The sequence below is a fragment of the Robiginitalea sp. SC105 genome (genome assembly GCF_014243345.1).
Classification (GTDB): Bacteria; Bacteroidota; Bacteroidia; order Flavobacteriales; family Flavobacteriaceae; genus Robiginitalea.
Genome location: NZ_JACLZF010000001.1, coordinates 1430285 through 1445306 on the forward strand (window position 1 = coordinate 1430285; position 15022 = coordinate 1445306).

Here is a 15022-nt window from a genome sequence, read left to right on the forward strand (position 1 = left end):
GAGCGCATGAGGCATCCAACCCTGTTCTTGATTGCAGCCTTCCTGTTCCTGGCACCGGCGTCCGCCCAGTCGGACAAACCGGTCCGCAACCTGGACCTGAATGCCTTCTATGGCTCCGTGCTGCTGCACAACACGGATATCTCCCACCTGATCCGTTCCCATCCCTCCGGCCTCATCCTGGGCTGGAACACGAAAACGTTTGGTTCGGAGGCCTGGCAGGCCGCTTACAATTATCCGGATACGGGCATTTCCTTTGTGTATCAGGACATGCGCAACGAAACGCTGGGGGAAAACTTCGGGCTCTATGCCCATTATAATTTCTATTTTTTCCGGAGGAACCTTCAAATGCGCATCGGGCAGGGGATCGCCTTTAACACCAACCCGTACGATGCCAGGGAAAACTTCAGGAACAACGCCTATGGCAGCCACCTGCTCAGTTCCACCTACCTCATGCTGCAGTACTACCGGCAGCGGATCTGGGGGCGTTTGGGCCTGCGGGCCGGCCTGACCCTGGTGCATTACTCCAATGCGAACTTCAGGGCGCCCAATACCTCCACGAATACATTGGGCCTGACCGCGGGCCTCCTCTACGAACTGGATGCCGAAGACCGCCCCTTTGAGTCGCCGCCTTCGGAGCCTATCTCGGAACCCGTCCGTTTCAACCTGGTGTTTCGCTCCGGAATCAACGAAAGCGATGTGATCGGGTCCGGGCAGTATCCCTTCTACATCTTTTCGGCCTATGCAGACAAAAGGCTGGGCCGGCTGAGTGCGCTGCAACTGGGTACGGACCTCTATTATTCCAATTTCCTGAAAGAACTGATCCGCTTCCAGGCCACCTCCTTCCCGGAACTGGACGTTTCCCCGGATACGGACTACAAACGGGCGGGCGTTTTCCTGGGACACGAATTATTCATCAACAAGCTCAGCGTGATCACCCAATTGGGGTATTACGTGTACTATCCCTTCGATTTTGAAGGCCGTACCTATAACCGGGTGGGGATAAAACGGTATTTTGGACCGAAGTGGTTCGGCGCCCTGAGCCTCAAATCGCACGGCGCCAAGGCCGAAGCCCTCGAATTTGCAATCGGAATACGACTCTAGGTATGAAGACACAACCCACAGCCCCGTTTGCCCTCCTGATGCTCCTTGCGGTTTTTATTGCCGGTTGCGGGGAAAAGGGACCCGACTGCCTGCAGGCAGCCGGGGAAGTAGTGCGGGAAGAGCTTGCGGTGCCGGCTTTCACGGATATCACCGTCTTCGAGAACGTACAACTGGTCCTGCGCCAGGGGACGGAGCAGCAGGTCCTGCTGGAAACCGGGAAAAACCTGAGGTCCGATGTTTCAGCCACCGTGACGGACGGGACGCTGGAATTGCGGGACGAAAACGGGTGCAACCTGTACCGGGAATACGGCCTTACGACTTTCTATGTAACCACCCCGGACCTGGGGGTCCTGCGCAGCAGCACCGGCTGGCCCATCCGGAGCGAGGGGGTTCTGGCCTTCGACAATTTCAGGCTGGTTTCGGAAAGCTTCAACAACCCTGAAACGGTCACCACCGATGGCGCTTTTGACCTGGAGGTCGCCACCCGACAACTGCGGATCGTTGCCAACGGGATCGCTTTTTTCCGGTTAAGGGGTAGTACGGACCTGCTGCAGGTGACCATCGCTGCCGGCGATTCGCGGGTAGAGGCCCCGGACCTGGACGCCCTGCGCGTCTCCCTGAACCACCGCGGCAGCAATGAAATCCTGGTGCGGCCTATAAACCGTATCGACGGGGTGATCCGGGGCTACGGAGACGTGCTGAGCTATAACCGACCGGATACGGTGGAGGTGGAAGAAGCCTTCCGGGGCCGGTTGATCTTTGTGGAGTAGGGGTGGTTTTCTGGAAGCATTTTCGGGATTTATTTGGCGGCCGGGGATCCAGGTCCGGAGTCTGGGAATCCGGGCCCGAAACCATTATCGCACCCCAGGTGGCGGAGGCGGCTGCCTTGTTGCAGGCCCTTGCCGATGGGGGGCAGGTCCCGGGCCTGGCCGTGCGGATACAGTACAGAGGCACCCCGCTCCTGCGGGCAGCTTACGGGTACGCAGACCTGGAAAACCCGGTCCCGGCCTCCCCGGGGACCCTTTTCCGCATCGCCAGCGTTTCCAAGCCGATTACCGCAACCGCCCTTGCCAGGCTGGTGGAAGCGGGGAAACTCCGGTTGGAGGATCCCCTGGAGGACTATGTACCCGAATTTCCCCAGCGTGGCATCCATCTGGAACAACTGGCTGCCCATACGGCCGGCCTGAGGGGGTACAGGGGAAAGGAATACGCCCTGAACAAGCCCTTTTCCATAGCGGAAAGCCTGGAAATTTTCAGGGACGACCCCTTGGTTTTCCGGCCCGGGAAGGGGTTTTTATACAACAGTTTTGACTTTGTATTGCTTTCCCTGGCCATGGAGCGGGCCCTGGGCATACCGTTTCACGAGTTGGTCCGCCGGTACGTGCTGGAGCCCCTCGGCATGCAGGATACCTGCATGGAACTCCCCGGGCAGCTTCGCAGGGGGCAGGCCCGTCCCTATACCCGCGGTGCCCGTGGTTTCCGGCCGTCCATACCCGTGGATAACCGCTACAAGCTGGCCGGGGGAGGGTACCTCTCGACGGTAGACGACATCTGCCGGCTGGGACAGGCCTACCTTGACAGGAAGGCGGTGGACCCGGTGGTTGCCAGGGAGTTCCTCACCTCCCGGGAAATTTCCGGGGAACCTACCTGGTATGGCCTCGGCTGGCAGGTCAGCAGGGATGCCGGGGGCCGTGAATACTACGGGCATGTCGGCAATGCCGTGGGCGGCTACAGCAACTTCTTTGTATATCCGGAGCGGGAACTCGTTGTGGCCATACTGATCAATTGCACGGATCCCGGGTTGCAGCCCATGCTGGATACGGCGGTGGAAGCCGTACATGCTGGGATCGGCCGGGTTGCGCCATAAGTTTGTCCCAAACCCCGGGGAAATGGCATAAAAAAAAGGAGGGCAAGTTTGCCCCCCTTTATAATACATTTATTGTTGGGCCCGTTACAAGGCAAGCAACAGGCCGATGTTGATGTTACCAAAGTTTACATCGCTATTGAAAATGGTCTCGTAGGAGGCATTTAATTCGAGGATGTCCAGGATGTCCAGGCCCACGACCGGCCGGAAATAAAACCCGCCATCCAGCCCATCGGTCAGGCCAAGGGCATATCCGGCATCTGCACCCCCGGTCAAAATACCGAGAATCGTCAGCCGAGCGGCTGCCCCGATAGGCAGAAAGGTGGCATCATCCGCTTCAATACCAGGGGAAATTTCATCGCCAAAGAAATTGCGAATGCCCACTGTCGGTCCAAGATTTAGGAGGGCATCTTCCTTATTGAACATGTAGTATGCGTCAGCCCCCAAGACAAAACCGTAAAAGTCCGAAACCGCTTCCTCATGTGAAGCGATGCCTGCAACTACACCCAGTTTAAAAACTCCCTGCGCCTGCACACCGGCAAAGCATAGGAAGGCAATTAAAGCTAATCCTGTTTTTTTCATGATTTTCATGTTTAAGTTAAAACCAAGATAGCAAAAATTTAAAAATCAGGAAGATGGACATGCCGTTTCGGATACTCCCAAAACTGCAGCAGCGAATACCCTCAACCAATGCGCCGATAATTGATTCGAAATCCGGACCTCGTGACGGGGACAAATGAAGGGTTGACTCATCGAGCGTGGTTCTTGGCTCATCCGCAGGGGATGATTGAGGATTCCTGCATACATTTGGCATGGTCCCTGCAGGTAACAGGTGACATCTTTTTTAAAAACAACATCATGAAGAAACAAATCCTGATCGCACTGGTGCTGATGGCTTCGGCAGGCGCCTGGGCACAAGACAAGAATTTCCTGGACCAACCCTATCTGGAAACATCGGCTACGGCGGATACCCTGGTGGTCCCGGACCGTATTTACCTGGGAATTGTAATCCGGGAGGCGGACACAAAAGGGCGAACCACGGTAGAGGAACTCGAACAAAAATTATCCGCCCGGCTCAGGGCCATCGGCATCGATACCGAAAAACAACTGGCCGTATCGGGCCTTTCAAGCGATTTTCGCAGGTACTTCCTCCGGGGACAGGAGATCAACAAGGACAAGTCCTTTGAGCTGGTCGTCTACGATGCGCAAATGGCCGGCCGGGTGCTATTTGAGTTGGAGAAGCTTGGGATTGCCAATGTCTCCCTGAACCGGACCGAGTATTCCGGGATGGAGGCGCTGCAGATGGAATTAAAAGCCCGGGCAATGAGAAAAGCCCGCCAACAGGGCCGGCTGATGAGTGAGGCCATCGGGCAGGGACTCGGCAAGGCTATTTATATCTCGGATTCCGGGTACAATGTCTACCCGATGTTGCGGGGCAAGGTTGCCGGGGTGCAAATGAGCGCGATGGACCAGTCGGAAGCCTACCAGCCCATCGATTCGGATTTCCAGAAAACGCGGGTGGAAGTGAATGTCCAGGTCAAATTTATCCTGGAATAGGCGGCTGATTCGGGGCATTTGCTTTGTGCCGACCCAACCGGCCGGATTTTCGTAACTTTTGGGGACATGAAACCGGGTGTGAAAATTCCCGGACCAGGAGATAGCCGGAACCAGAAAACCCGGAGGCCCAAATAAACCCGGGGCCCGGAAAACCAGGGAAATAAAACAGGGATATGCCATCAACAGGAGTTGACAGAATGGAACGAGTATACACCCGGGCAGTGGGTTGTTGCCTGGTCCTGGTATTGTTTTCAGGCACCCTGGAGGCCCAGGACCTCCGGAACTATCGATGGGAAAACCGGCTGGTGGTGCTTTTGACGCCGGACCTGCAGGACCCGGTATTCCTCCGGCAGCTTGCAGAAATGCAAGGAGCTGCAAAAGCCCTGAAAGAGCGGAAGGGGGTGGTCCTTACGGTCACCCCGGACGGATACGCCACCGGACTGGACCCTGTGAAGGCTCAGGACCGTAAACCCGGGAAACAAACCGGTGCTATTTCCCGAATGGACCCGTCTGATGGATTCCGCTTGGTCCTGCTGGGGCTGGACGGGGGCATTAAGCTGGAATCCCGGGAGTTTGTACCGGCGGAGAGCCTCTGGGCGCTCATCGATTCCATGCCCATGCGGCAACGGGAGATGGGGGAGAAGGGAAAGTAATGCTTTTCGGCTGCAGCCGGCGAGCTTAATTTTAATTGGGGGGTGCCCCCGGAACACACAGTTATGTGCTACGATATCCGCGCCAGCCTGGAAGCCCAGCTGAAACGCGCCCTGAGGCGGGGGGACGATGAAGCGGCAGAAGAAATCCGTGAAAAGCTGCTGCCTTTCACGGACCTGCCCCTGTTCCACGCTTCCGGGTTCAGCCACCCGCGCCTGCTTATCTACACGAATACAGAACCGGACTTCCCCTCCGTGGCTACCTGGGGACTGACCCCCCACTGGGTGCGCGATACCGGCCAACAAAAGAAAATCTGGAACCAGACCCTCAACGCCCGGGGCGAAACCATCTTTGAGAAGCCTTCCTTCCGGCTGGCCGCGCGCAGCAACCGCTGCCTCATCTATGTGGACGGGTTTTTTGAACACCACCACCACAAAGGCGCCACCTACCCGTACTATATTTCCCGGATGGATGGGGAACCCCTGATACTGGCGGGCCTCTACAGCGACTGGGCCAACCCGGAGACGGGGGAGATCCTCACTTCTTTCTCCATAGTCACTACGGAGGGCAACCCGATGATGGCCCGCATCCACAACAACCCGAAACTCGAAGGCCCCAGGATGCCACTTATATTGCCGGAGGAGCTCGCAGACCGCTGGCTTGGGCCCTGTGAGGACCTTCCGGACCAGCAAGCGCTGCAGGAACTCATCCATGCTTACCCCGAAGCAGCCCTGACAGCTTATACGGTGGGAAAACTCCGGGGGAAGGCCTATCCGGGCAACGTGCCCACGGTGGTAACACCCGTGGAATACCCGGAGCTCCAGCCGTGAAATCCGGAAACCGCGCCGGCCGCGTATATAAAACAGGGAGTTGCTCTCACCAAATAACCGACCCCGTTTACCGCAACGTAAATTCATTCAGGCTTTTTTCAATTCAAAATCCACATGAAACATTCCTATCTGATTCCGGCCCTGGTCATTGCCCTGGGGCTCACCCTGGCGGGTTATTTTATCGGGGATACCTTCCTGAGAGGCAAAAAATTTGACCGCTACGTCTCCGTAAAGGGGCTTTCGGAACGGGAAGTCCCCGCCGACCTGGCCGTCTGGCCCATCAACATCGTCCTCACGGGCAATGACCTGCAAACGCTGCGCAGGGAGATAGAATCCCAGAACCAGAAGGTGTATCAATTCTTTATGGACCAGGGGTTCGATGCGTCCGAGGTCACCCGCGGGGGCGCCAATATCAGCGATGCGCAGGCAAATATCTACAATTCCAACGCTCAGTACAGTGCGTTCCGCTACCTGGCCAAATCGGAACTGACGGTGCGCACCTCGGATATCGAAAAATTGCAGCGTTCCCTGGACGCATCCCTGGGCCTGCTTTCTGAGGGGATTCTCTTTGGCTCCAAGAACGAATGGCAGCCGGTGGAATACATCTATACGGGCCTAAACGAAATCAAACCGGAAATGATTGAAGAAGCGACCAAAAACGCCCGGGAGGTGGCCGACAAATTTGCCCGCGACTCGGATTCCGAGGTGGGGGAGATACGAGTGGCCCGCCAGGGCCTCTTCACCATCAGCGACCGGGATGCCAATACCCCCCAGATCAAGAAGGTGCGGGTGGTATCTACCATCGATTTCCAATTGGTCGACTGATCGGACGCAACCGACAGAGCCCACGGGTCGGGGGTTAAAAGTTGAGGTGTGACCTTCAGTTGTTGAGTGGCTGCCCTGCACCGGACGTCAGTTCGGTAAACAGGCTTTCCAGGTTCTTCGTCTTCCGGGCCAGCTGCAGCGTCTTAAGCTCGTTGTCGTGGGCAAAATCAAAAACCGCCGGGCGCATATCGGTGTCCGTGCTGAACTGCAACTCATACACAAAGCCCCCTGTGTTCCGCACCGCGGTTACATGGGGCAACCGCTCCAGCAAAACTTCCTCTACCCGGTAATCGAACTCCACCTCGATTATCTGGGCCTCGTCCTTCCGCAATTCCTTCAGGGAGGCATCCGCAACCAGCTGCCCTTTGTTGATGATGAGCACCCGGTCGCAAACTGCCTCCACCTCCTTCATGATGTGGGTGGAGAGCAGGATGGTCTTTTCCCTTGAAATTTCCCGCAATAGCTTGCGGATTTCCAGCAGCTGGTTCGGGTCCAGGCCCGTGGTGGGCTCATCCAGGATGAGCACTTCCGGGTTGTGCAGGAGGGCGGCGGCCAGGCCCACCCGCTGCCGGTAGCCCTTGGATAGCTGGCCGATTTTTTTGCCGGCTTCCGGGCCCAGGCCCGTCTGTTCCACCACTTCCCCGATCCGCTCCCGGGGCGTGCCGTAAACCGAGGCGCAGAACCCGAGGTATTCCCGGACATACAGGTCCAGGTAAAGCGGATTGTGTTCCGGGAGGTACCCCAGGCTGCGTTGCACTTCCCGGGGTTGCCGCGCCACGTCAAAACCGTTGACCTCCGCGGTACCCGAATCTGCGCGATAGTAGGTGGTCAGGATCTTCATCAGTGTGGATTTACCGGCCCCGTTGGGCCCGAGGAAGCCGACTACTTCGCCTTTCTTGACAGTGAAACTGATCCCGTCCAGGGCCAGCTGTGACCCGAATTTTTTGGATACCCCCGATACGCGGATTGACATGTGCGGTTCTTTTGAGGTAAAAATACGCAAACCCCCGGAGTTGGGCATCAAACCAGTCCCGACCGGCGGCAGCGGACGTGGCGAAGCCCCTGGAACCCTGACCCTGCGGGGATAACAAATTCTCAGTAAAATCCGGATATTGTTTTATAATCTTCAACATCCCGGGGATTTCGTTTGTTTTTTTCAAAAATTTCCGGGTGCGGGCAGGCATTCAAAATTAATGGCTACATTAGCCGCAATATTTTTGAGATGACCAAAGCGTATTTCTGGAACGGGTTTTACTACTTCTTCTTTTTTAAAGGGAGTGCGGGACCGTTGTAGCATACGTAAAATGTATATAAAACCAGGTCCCGTTCGTAACGGGACCTTTTTTTTAGGGGTATACCAGCCCCCATTCGAATGAATCTGAGAAAAATCGCCATACAGGGGATCCGTGGATCCAACCACCACAAGGTGGCCGCCGAATACTTCGGGGAGGGCATCGAACTGGTCGAATGCATGTCTTTTACAAGCCTTGTGGACAGCCTCCTGGACGGGAAGGCGGAGAAGGGGGTGATGGCCATAGAGAATTCCATTGCCGGCTCCATCATCCCGAACTACAACCTGGTTTGCGACAACGGCCTGCATATTATCGGGGAACATTACCTGAACGTACACCACCATTTGATGGCCCTTCCCGGGCAGCGGCTGGAAGATATCCGGGTGGTGCGGAGCCATCCGATGGCGCTTTTGCAGTGCGCCGAGTACCTGAAAAAGCAACCCGGGATAACCATGGTGGAGGATGCCGATACGGCCGAACCCGCCCGGAAGATCGGGGAGGAGCGCCTCGAGGGAGTGGGCGCCATCGCCCCCTCCCTGGCCGCCGAATTGTTCGGCCTGGAAATCCTGGCTTCCGAAATACAGACCATTAACAACAATGCCACCCGGTTTATCATCGTAAAAACCGTCAACAAAGAATGGCCCAGGGAATCCATCAACAAAGCTTCCATGCGGTTCCTTACGGACCATAAGCGGGGCAGCCTGGCCACGGTCCTCAACGTGATGAGCGACTGCAACCTGAACCTGACCAAGATACAGTCCCTTCCCGTTATCGAAACGCCCTGGAAATACTCCTTTTTTGTGGATGTGACTTTCGAGGCCTACGCCCATTTTGAAAAGGCCAAGGCCCTGCTGGCGATCATGACCGAAGACTTCCGGGTACTGGGGGAATATAAAAACGCACGGCAATGATCGAAGAAGCCAAAAGACTTTCGGCGGTAGCGGAATATTACTTTTCCACCAAGCTTCGCGAGGTGCGGGGCCTGATGGCCCAGGGCCGCCCCGTGATCAACATGGGGATCGGGAGCCCGGACCTGTCGCCTTCCCAGGAGGTGCTGGACTCCCTTTCACAGTCCATCCGCGAAGCCGGCGCGCACCAGTACCAGAGCTACCAGGGCCTTCCGGAATTGCGCCAGACCATTTCGGAATTCTATAGCCATAAATTCGGGGTAAACCTCGATCCGGATTCGGAGATCCTGCCCCTGATGGGGTCCAAGGAAGGCATCATGCACATCAGCATGGCTTTCCTGAACCCGGGCGACCGGGTGCTGATCCCGGACCCGGGCTATCCCACCTATGCCTCGGTGACCCGGCTGGTGGGCGCAGAACCGGTCTTTTACCCGCTTTCAGAAGCAGGCGGCTGGTTCCCGGACCTGGAAGCCCTGTCCCGAACGGACCTCAGCAGCGTTAAAATGATGTGGGCCAGTTACCCGCACATGCCAACCGGGGCGCGGGCCTCGGAGCGCCAGCTGGAGGCACTTGTGACCTTTGCCCGCGAGCACGACATTCTGCTGGTCAACGACAACCCCTACAGCTTTGTGCTCACCGATAAACCCCTCAGTATCCTGGGGGCACCCGGGGCACCCGGGCAGGTACTGGAACTGAATTCCCTCAGCAAAACCTTCAACATGGCCGGCTGGCGCGTGGGGATGGTGCTGGGCGATAAACGGCTCCTCAATGCAGTGCTGAAGGTGAAGAGCAATATGGATTCCGGCATGTTTTACGGGATTCAGAAGGGGGCGGTAGCAGCATTGAAAAGCGACCCCTCCTGGTTTGACCGCCTGGATGCGGTCTACCACCGCCGTCGGGAAGCCGTCCACGAACTGGCCGACCTGCTGGGTTGCCGGTACGACCGGGATGCGGTGGGGATGTTTGTCTGGGCGCGGCTTCCCGATGGAAGCCCGGGGTCAGAAACGTTTATCGACGACCTACTTTACCGGCACAATATCTTTGTGGCACCCGGCACCATCTTCGGCAGCCAGGGGGCCGGTTATATCCGCTTTTCGCTCTGTGTCCCCGAGGAAAAGATCCGGGAAGCGGTGGGGCGGCTGCAGGCCGATAAATCGAAAAAGGAAGATTAGATGAAAGTAGTGATCATAGGAATCGGGTTGATTGGCGGTTCGATGGCCCGCGATATCCGCCGGGCCGAGGCAGCCGCTGAAATCCTGGGAATGGATGCCAGCAGCTCCCACCTCGAAATGGCGCGGGAGCTGGGTCTGATCGATGGGGAAGCAAAGCCGGCCGACCTGGCCTCGGCCGACCTGGTCGTGGTCAGTATTCCGGTAGACCGGATCGTTGAGGAACTACCGGGCATCCTCGGCCAGGTAGGGGACCAGACCCTGGTCATCGATGCGGGGTCCAACAAGGGGCCCATCTGCCAGGCCGTGGCAGGGCATCCGAAACGGAGGAATTTCCTGGCATGCCACCCGATAGCGGGGACGGAATTCACGGGTCCGGCAGCCGCCCTCGAAGGGTTGTTCGACGGGAAGGTCAACATCATCTGCGAGGTGGAACAGACCGCCTTTGCCATACAGGAGCGCGCCCTGGAACTCTTCGGGAAACTCGGGATGCGCATCCGGTACATGAACCCGGAGGCACACGACCGGCACATTGCCTACGTGTCCCACCTGTCGCACATCAGTTCCTTTATGCTGGGGAAAACGGTGATCGAAAAGGAGAAAAACGAACGGGATATCTTTGATATGGCAGGCAGCGGCTTCGAAAGCACGGTGCGGCTCGCCAAGAGCTCCCCAGCCATGTGGGCCCCGATATTCCGGCAGAACAAAAAGAACGTCCTGGAAACCCTGGACGAGTACATCGAAAACCTCAGCCAATTCCGGACCCTGCTGGAAACAGACCAGTATGAGGCCCTTTTCGAGGAGATGGAGCAAACCAACCGCATAAAAGAGATATTAAAAGGAATACCATTGAATAAAAGCTGAAATCAGACTATGGAGAATTCAAGACAACTGCGCAAATGGCTGGACGACATGGACCTGCCACACCCATTGGTGATCGCCGGCCCCTGCAGTGCCGAAACGGAGGAACAGGTGCTGGGGATCGCCCACCAGTTAAAGGATACGGACGTTAACTATTACCGGGCCGGGATCTGGAAACCACGCACCCGCCCAGGTAACTTTGAAGGCGTGGGCGCTATCGGCCTGAAGTGGCTGCAGAAGGTCAAACGGGAAACCGGCCTGAAGACCGCCACCGAGGTAGCCAACCGGGCCCATGTGGACCTGGCTCTGGAACACGACATCGACCTGCTGTGGATCGGGGCGCGTTCCACGGTCAGCCCGTTTATCGTACAGGAAATCGCCGACGCCCTGGAAGGGACCGACAAGGTGGTGCTGATCAAAAACCCGGTAAACCCCGACCTGTCCCTCTGGCTGGGGGCGGTGGAACGCCTCTACACGGCGAACATCCAAAAGCTGGGGGTCATCCACCGGGGGTTTTCAACCTATGAGAAAACCAAGTACCGGAACATCCCGGAATGGCAGCTCGCCATCGAACTGCAGACCCGCTTCCCGGACCTGCCGCTCATCAACGACCCCTCCCATATCAGCGGGCGTCGCGACCTGATCTTCGATGTTTCCCAGACGGCCCTCGACCTGAATTTCGACGGCCTGATGATCGAGACCCACAGCGATCCCGACAATGCCTGGAGCGATGCGGCCCAGCAGGTCACCCCGGCCCGGTTGGTCCAGATCATGAAGGACCTCCGCATCCGGAAGGAATCGGACGAAGAAACCGAGTACAACAACAAGTTGAGCAACCTGCGGGCCCAGATCGACGTGATCGACAACCAGCTGATCGAAACCCTCGGGAAGCGGATGCGCATTTCCGATGAGATCGGCGCCCTGAAGAAGCAGCGCAACGTGGCGGTCCTGCAGACGGGCCGCTGGAATGCCATCCTGGGCAACATGATCCTGGAAGGGGAGTCCAAGGGCCTGAGCGAGGAATTCGTCCTGAAGATGTTCAAGGCCATCCACCAGGAGTCCATCAACCACCAGGAGAAGGTGATCAACAACTGATCCCTCGACGGGGATTTGACATTTTTAACAAAATTCGGGCGGGCCCGGGTGTAACAACCCGGGACTCTGCCCGTCTTTAATTTAAAGAAAAAACAAATCCAGATGAGAACACTAATTATTGCGCTGATGGTGCTGGGCCTCGGAACGGTCCGGGCCCAGCAGATCATCGACCGGGAAGTAGGCGATTTCCACGAAATAAAAGTCTTTGACCTGATCGAGGTAAACCTGATCAAGTCGGATGAGAACCGGATCCTGATTAAGGGCGACCGCTCTTCCGAAATCGAGTATGTCAACCGGGACGGCGTCCTGAAGCTCCGGATGGAATTTGACAAGAAATTCCGGGGGGAGGACATGCTCATCGAGGTGTATTACACCGATATCCGGGTGTTGGATGCCAACGAAGGCTCCCGTATTGTCTGCAACGAACTCGTTGAACAGGATAAAATCGAACTCCGGGCCCAGGAAGGGGCGCGCATCGAAATCGGCATGAAGGTCCGGGATGCGGAAATCCGCGCGGTAACCGGGGGGATGGTCTATGCTTCCGGGCTGGCCACGAACCAGGTGATCACCCTGAATACAGGCGGCATCTTCGAGGGCCGCGACCTCAAAACGGACTATAGCAGCATCCGTGTTTCCGCCGGGGGCGAAGCGGAACTTTTCGCCAGCGAGGAAGTGGATATCCGGATCCGTGCAGGTGGGGATGTGTACGTCTACGGGAACCCCAACCAGGTCCACAAGGACCGGATTTTCGGGGGGCGCATCTACCTGAAAGATTAGGGCTGCACCAGACAGCCAATAAAAAACCGGGGTATTTCCACCCCGGTTTTTTTTATGGATGCCTGGCTGCCGGCCTATTTGCGGAAGATATACCGCGTAATGAAAATACCCTGCCCGTCATCCTTGCCGCTTTCACTTTCGACGGCACTGCTTACAAAGACCAGTTCCCAGCCATTGGCCGTCATGTCATTGATCATGGAGGTGATCAGCGCATCGTTCGCCGCGATGTTCTGGAAGCGGATACCCCCGAGGTTGTAGAAATTCAGCAACTTGGTTTCCTCGAAGTTCTTGACCCGGATTTCCGAGCGGTCCGATTTGTTCCGCGTATTGTCGTCCTCGGTCTGCACACTGGAGTATTCCTTGTAATCCTTGTCCTCCAGGGCGTTGATGATCCGGGAACGCCCCAGGCCGTTGGGCACGATGGATTCCACGCTGGTGATGACCTTGTAGGTCTGGGCGCTGAGCTCCGGCAGGGAAGCCAGGAGGCATAAAGCCAGGAAAAACAGTTTTTTCATAAGCTTGCTATTAGGTTTAATTGACAATGAAGGATGTTGTATACTACAATGTTACTCGATAATTCTTAATTTGCGAGCGCCAAGAATCGAAATGCAGGGAACCGTATATAAATCGACCGGGAGTTGGTATACCGTCAGGGATGCGTCCGGCGAATTCCACAATTGCCGGATCAAGGGGAAATTCCGCCTGCAGGGCATCAAAAGCACCAACCCGGTGGCAGTCGGGGACCAGGTCACCTTCCGCCTGGAGACGATCGGGGATGAAACCGTGGGCAACATCGAGGAAATTGCCCCCCGCAGGAATTACATCATCCGTAAATCCGTCAACCTCTCCAAACAAACCCATATCATCGCCGCCAACATCGACCAGGTCTTCCTCCTGGTCACCCTGGAAAACCCAAAGACCTACCCGGCCTTTATCGACCGGTTCCTGGCCACGGCGGAAGCCTACCAGGTGCCCTGTGTCCTGTTGTTCAACAAAACGGATGCAACGGCCCCCGACATGGAGGAGGAGGTAAACGAAATGTATGAGCTCTATTCCGATATCGGCTATAACTGCCTGCGTATTTCGGCCCGGACGGGGGAACGGGTAGACGAGGTCCGGCAGCTGATGGTAGGGAAGACTTCCATGTTCGCGGGGCATTCGGGGGTCGGGAAATCCACCCTGATCAACCAAATCGAACCCGGCCTGGAACTGCGGACCTCGGAAATTTCAGAGCAGCACCGACAGGGGCAGCACACCACGACCTTTGCGGAGATGTACGACCTGTCCTTCGGGGGGCGCATCATCGATACGCCTGGTATCAAAGGCTTTGGCCTGGTGGATATGGAACCGGAGGAAATCGGGGATTACTTCCCGGAGCTCTTTGAGCTGAAATCCGAATGCAAGTTCAACAACTGCCTCCACCTGGATGAGCCCAGCTGTGCGGTCAAGGAGGCGGTAAGGGAAGGGCGGATCCGCAAGAGCAGGTACCGTTCCTATGTACAAATGGTAACCGGGGAGGAAGATACCTACCGGCAGGACCCCTTTCAGGAAGCATGAGGGCGGTGGTACAAAGGGTCCGGGAGGCCCGTGTTTCGGTGGAAGGGGCTGTGGTATCCGAAATCGGGGAAGGGCTGCTGGTGCTCCTCGGGGTGGAAACCGGGGACACCCGGGATGAAATGGAGTGGCTCTGCCGGAAAATCGCCAACCTCCGCATCTTCCCCGATTCCGAGGGGCAAATGAACCGGTCCCTCCTGGAAACGGGGGGACGCGCCATCGTAGTCAGCCAGTTTACCTTGCTGGCTGCCACCAAAAAGGGGAACCGGCCCTCTTATATCCGCGCCGCACCCCCTGAAGAGGCCATCCCCCTGTACGAAGCCTTTGTGGCCCTGCTGCAGGAATTGCTGGGCCTGGAGGTGGGTACAGGCGAATTCGGGGCAGACATGCAGGTAGCCCTGGTCAACGACGGGCCGGTAACGATCTGCATCGACAGCCGCCGGCGGGAATAAAGCCCGGTTTAGCCGGGGCGCGTGCCTGCGGCCATGAATAAAGCCCGGGGCATCCCGGGAATTGCACCAGATTTATTGTGAAGAAT

The 15022-nt window shown here is 57.0% G+C and carries 17 protein-coding genes; 14 read left to right on the forward strand and 3 right to left on the reverse strand.

The annotated features are described in order from the left end of the window. The first annotated feature begins 6 nt into the window (after positions 1 to 6). The 3 genes from H7F20_RS06300 to H7F20_RS06310 all read left to right on the forward strand — a co-directional run bounded on the left by H7F20_RS06300 (position 7) and on the right by H7F20_RS06310 (position 2968). Positions 7 to 1101 carry an acyloxyacyl hydrolase gene (locus H7F20_RS06300; protein ID WP_185785260.1) on the forward strand — a complete coding sequence of 365 codons (1095 nt, stop codon included), beginning with the start codon at positions 7 to 9 and terminating at the stop codon, positions 1099 to 1101. Between the two features lie 2 nt (positions 1102 to 1103). Further along, a complete protein-coding gene (locus tag H7F20_RS06305; protein WP_185785261.1) occupies positions 1104 to 1871 on the forward strand; it encodes a head GIN domain-containing protein in 768 nt (255 codons plus the stop codon). A gap of 98 nt (positions 1872 to 1969) precedes the next feature. Further along, entirely contained in the window at positions 1970 to 2968 is a 999-nt protein-coding gene (locus H7F20_RS06310) for a serine hydrolase domain-containing protein (RefSeq protein ID WP_370588482.1), read from the forward strand. 84 nt (positions 2969 to 3052) lie between these two features. Here the strand turns inward: H7F20_RS06310 and H7F20_RS06315 are convergent, their stop codons facing one another. Then, complete coding sequence (locus H7F20_RS06315; protein WP_185785262.1) at positions 3053 to 3547, reverse strand: hypothetical protein; 495 nt, start codon at positions 3545 to 3547, stop codon at positions 3053 to 3055. Between the two features lie 276 nt (positions 3548 to 3823). On the opposite strand from H7F20_RS06315, the gene H7F20_RS06320 reads away from it, so the two are divergent. The 4 genes from H7F20_RS06320 (at position 3824) to H7F20_RS06335 (ending at position 6828) form a co-directional block, all read left to right on the forward strand. Beyond that, positions 3824 to 4522 carry an SIMPL domain-containing protein gene (locus H7F20_RS06320; protein WP_185785263.1) on the forward strand — a complete coding sequence of 233 codons (699 nt, stop codon included), beginning with the start codon at positions 3824 to 3826 and terminating at the stop codon, positions 4520 to 4522. Positions 4523 to 4719: 197 nt separating this feature from the next. Further along, the gene (locus tag H7F20_RS06325; protein WP_185785264.1) at positions 4720 to 5175 is read left to right on the forward strand and encodes a DUF4174 domain-containing protein; all 456 of its coding nucleotides are present in this window, start codon (positions 4720 to 4722) and stop codon (positions 5173 to 5175) included. Positions 5176 to 5238: 63 nt separating this feature from the next. Further along, on the forward strand, positions 5239 to 6003 hold the full coding sequence (locus tag H7F20_RS06330; RefSeq protein WP_185785265.1) for an SOS response-associated peptidase: 765 nt from the start codon (positions 5239 to 5241) through the stop codon (positions 6001 to 6003). Between the two features lie 114 nt (positions 6004 to 6117). Beyond that, the gene (locus H7F20_RS06335; protein ID WP_185785266.1) at positions 6118 to 6828 is read left to right on the forward strand and encodes an SIMPL domain-containing protein; all 711 of its coding nucleotides are present in this window, start codon (positions 6118 to 6120) and stop codon (positions 6826 to 6828) included. Positions 6829 to 6883: 55 nt separating this feature from the next. On the opposite strand, the gene gldA is transcribed toward H7F20_RS06335, so the two are convergent. Next, positions 6884 to 7801, reverse strand: a complete 918-nt coding sequence (gene gldA, locus H7F20_RS06340) for a gliding motility-associated ABC transporter ATP-binding subunit GldA (protein ID WP_185785267.1) — start codon at positions 7799 to 7801, stop codon at positions 6884 to 6886. 399 nt (positions 7802 to 8200) lie between these two features. Here gldA and H7F20_RS06345 point away from each other — a divergent pair, with 399 nt between their 5' ends. The 5 genes from H7F20_RS06345 (at position 8201) to H7F20_RS06365 (ending at position 12930) form a co-directional block, all read left to right on the forward strand. Beyond that, positions 8201 to 9031: a prephenate dehydratase gene (locus H7F20_RS06345; protein ID WP_185785268.1), complete on the forward strand. Its 831-nt coding sequence runs from the start codon at positions 8201 to 8203 to the stop codon at positions 9029 to 9031. After that, a complete protein-coding gene (locus H7F20_RS06350) occupies positions 9028 to 10200 on the forward strand; it encodes a pyridoxal phosphate-dependent aminotransferase (protein ID WP_185785269.1) in 1173 nt (390 codons plus the stop codon). Before H7F20_RS06345 ends, H7F20_RS06350 begins: the two co-directional genes overlap by 4 nt. Beyond that, a complete protein-coding gene (locus H7F20_RS06355; protein WP_185785270.1) occupies positions 10201 to 11061 on the forward strand; it encodes a prephenate dehydrogenase in 861 nt (286 codons plus the stop codon). Positions 11062 to 11070: 9 nt separating this feature from the next. Continuing rightward, positions 11071 to 12153: a bifunctional 3-deoxy-7-phosphoheptulonate synthase/chorismate mutase type II gene (locus H7F20_RS06360; RefSeq protein ID WP_185785271.1), complete on the forward strand. Its 1083-nt coding sequence runs from the start codon at positions 11071 to 11073 to the stop codon at positions 12151 to 12153. 102 nt (positions 12154 to 12255) lie between these two features. Next, positions 12256 to 12930: a head GIN domain-containing protein gene (locus H7F20_RS06365; RefSeq protein ID WP_185785272.1), complete on the forward strand. Its 675-nt coding sequence runs from the start codon at positions 12256 to 12258 to the stop codon at positions 12928 to 12930. 74 nt (positions 12931 to 13004) lie between these two features. On the opposite strand, the gene H7F20_RS06370 is transcribed toward H7F20_RS06365, so the two are convergent. Continuing rightward, positions 13005 to 13445, reverse strand: a complete 441-nt coding sequence (locus H7F20_RS06370; protein WP_185785273.1) for a hypothetical protein — start codon at positions 13443 to 13445, stop codon at positions 13005 to 13007. 91 nt (positions 13446 to 13536) lie between these two features. On the opposite strand from H7F20_RS06370, the gene rsgA reads away from it, so the two are divergent. Continuing rightward, complete coding sequence (rsgA, locus tag H7F20_RS06375; protein ID WP_185785845.1) at positions 13537 to 14487, forward strand: ribosome small subunit-dependent GTPase A; 951 nt, start codon at positions 13537 to 13539, stop codon at positions 14485 to 14487. Continuing rightward, entirely contained in the window at positions 14484 to 14936 is a 453-nt protein-coding gene (gene dtd, locus H7F20_RS06380) for a D-aminoacyl-tRNA deacylase (protein WP_185785274.1), read from the forward strand. Before rsgA ends, dtd begins: the two co-directional genes overlap by 4 nt. Positions 14937 to 15022 lie beyond the last annotated feature (86 nt).

Coding starts and splice junctions, on each gene's coding strand:
- H7F20_RS06370 (WP_185785273.1), bottom strand. CDS start 13,445: ATGAAAAAACTGTTTTTCCTGGCTTTATGCCTCCTGGCTTCCCTGCCG.
- H7F20_RS06330 (WP_185785265.1), top strand. CDS start 5,239: ATGTGCTACGATATCCGCGCCAGCCTGGAAGCCCAGCTGAAACGCGCC.
- H7F20_RS06335 (WP_185785266.1), top strand. CDS start 6,118: ATGAAACATTCCTATCTGATTCCGGCCCTGGTCATTGCCCTGGGGCTC.
- gldA (WP_185785267.1), bottom strand. CDS start 7,801: ATGTCAATCCGCGTATCGGGGGTATCCAAAAAATTCGGGTCACAGCTG.
- H7F20_RS06305 (WP_185785261.1), top strand. CDS start 1,104: ATGAAGACACAACCCACAGCCCCGTTTGCCCTCCTGATGCTCCTTGCG.
- H7F20_RS06355 (WP_185785270.1), top strand. CDS start 10,201: ATGAAAGTAGTGATCATAGGAATCGGGTTGATTGGCGGTTCGATGGCC.
- H7F20_RS06350 (WP_185785269.1), top strand. CDS start 9,028: ATGATCGAAGAAGCCAAAAGACTTTCGGCGGTAGCGGAATATTACTTT.
- H7F20_RS06320 (WP_185785263.1), top strand. CDS start 3,824: ATGAAGAAACAAATCCTGATCGCACTGGTGCTGATGGCTTCGGCAGGC.
- H7F20_RS06300 (WP_185785260.1), top strand. CDS start 7: ATGAGGCATCCAACCCTGTTCTTGATTGCAGCCTTCCTGTTCCTGGCA.
- H7F20_RS06360 (WP_185785271.1), top strand. CDS start 11,071: ATGGAGAATTCAAGACAACTGCGCAAATGGCTGGACGACATGGACCTG.
- rsgA (WP_185785845.1), top strand. CDS start 13,537: ATGCAGGGAACCGTATATAAATCGACCGGGAGTTGGTATACCGTCAGG.
- H7F20_RS06325 (WP_185785264.1), top strand. CDS start 4,720: ATGGAACGAGTATACACCCGGGCAGTGGGTTGTTGCCTGGTCCTGGTA.
- H7F20_RS06365 (WP_185785272.1), top strand. CDS start 12,256: ATGAGAACACTAATTATTGCGCTGATGGTGCTGGGCCTCGGAACGGTC.
- dtd (WP_185785274.1), top strand. CDS start 14,484: ATGAGGGCGGTGGTACAAAGGGTCCGGGAGGCCCGTGTTTCGGTGGAA.
- H7F20_RS06315 (WP_185785262.1), bottom strand. CDS start 3,547: ATGAAAAAAACAGGATTAGCTTTAATTGCCTTCCTATGCTTTGCCGGT.
- H7F20_RS06345 (WP_185785268.1), top strand. CDS start 8,201: ATGAATCTGAGAAAAATCGCCATACAGGGGATCCGTGGATCCAACCAC.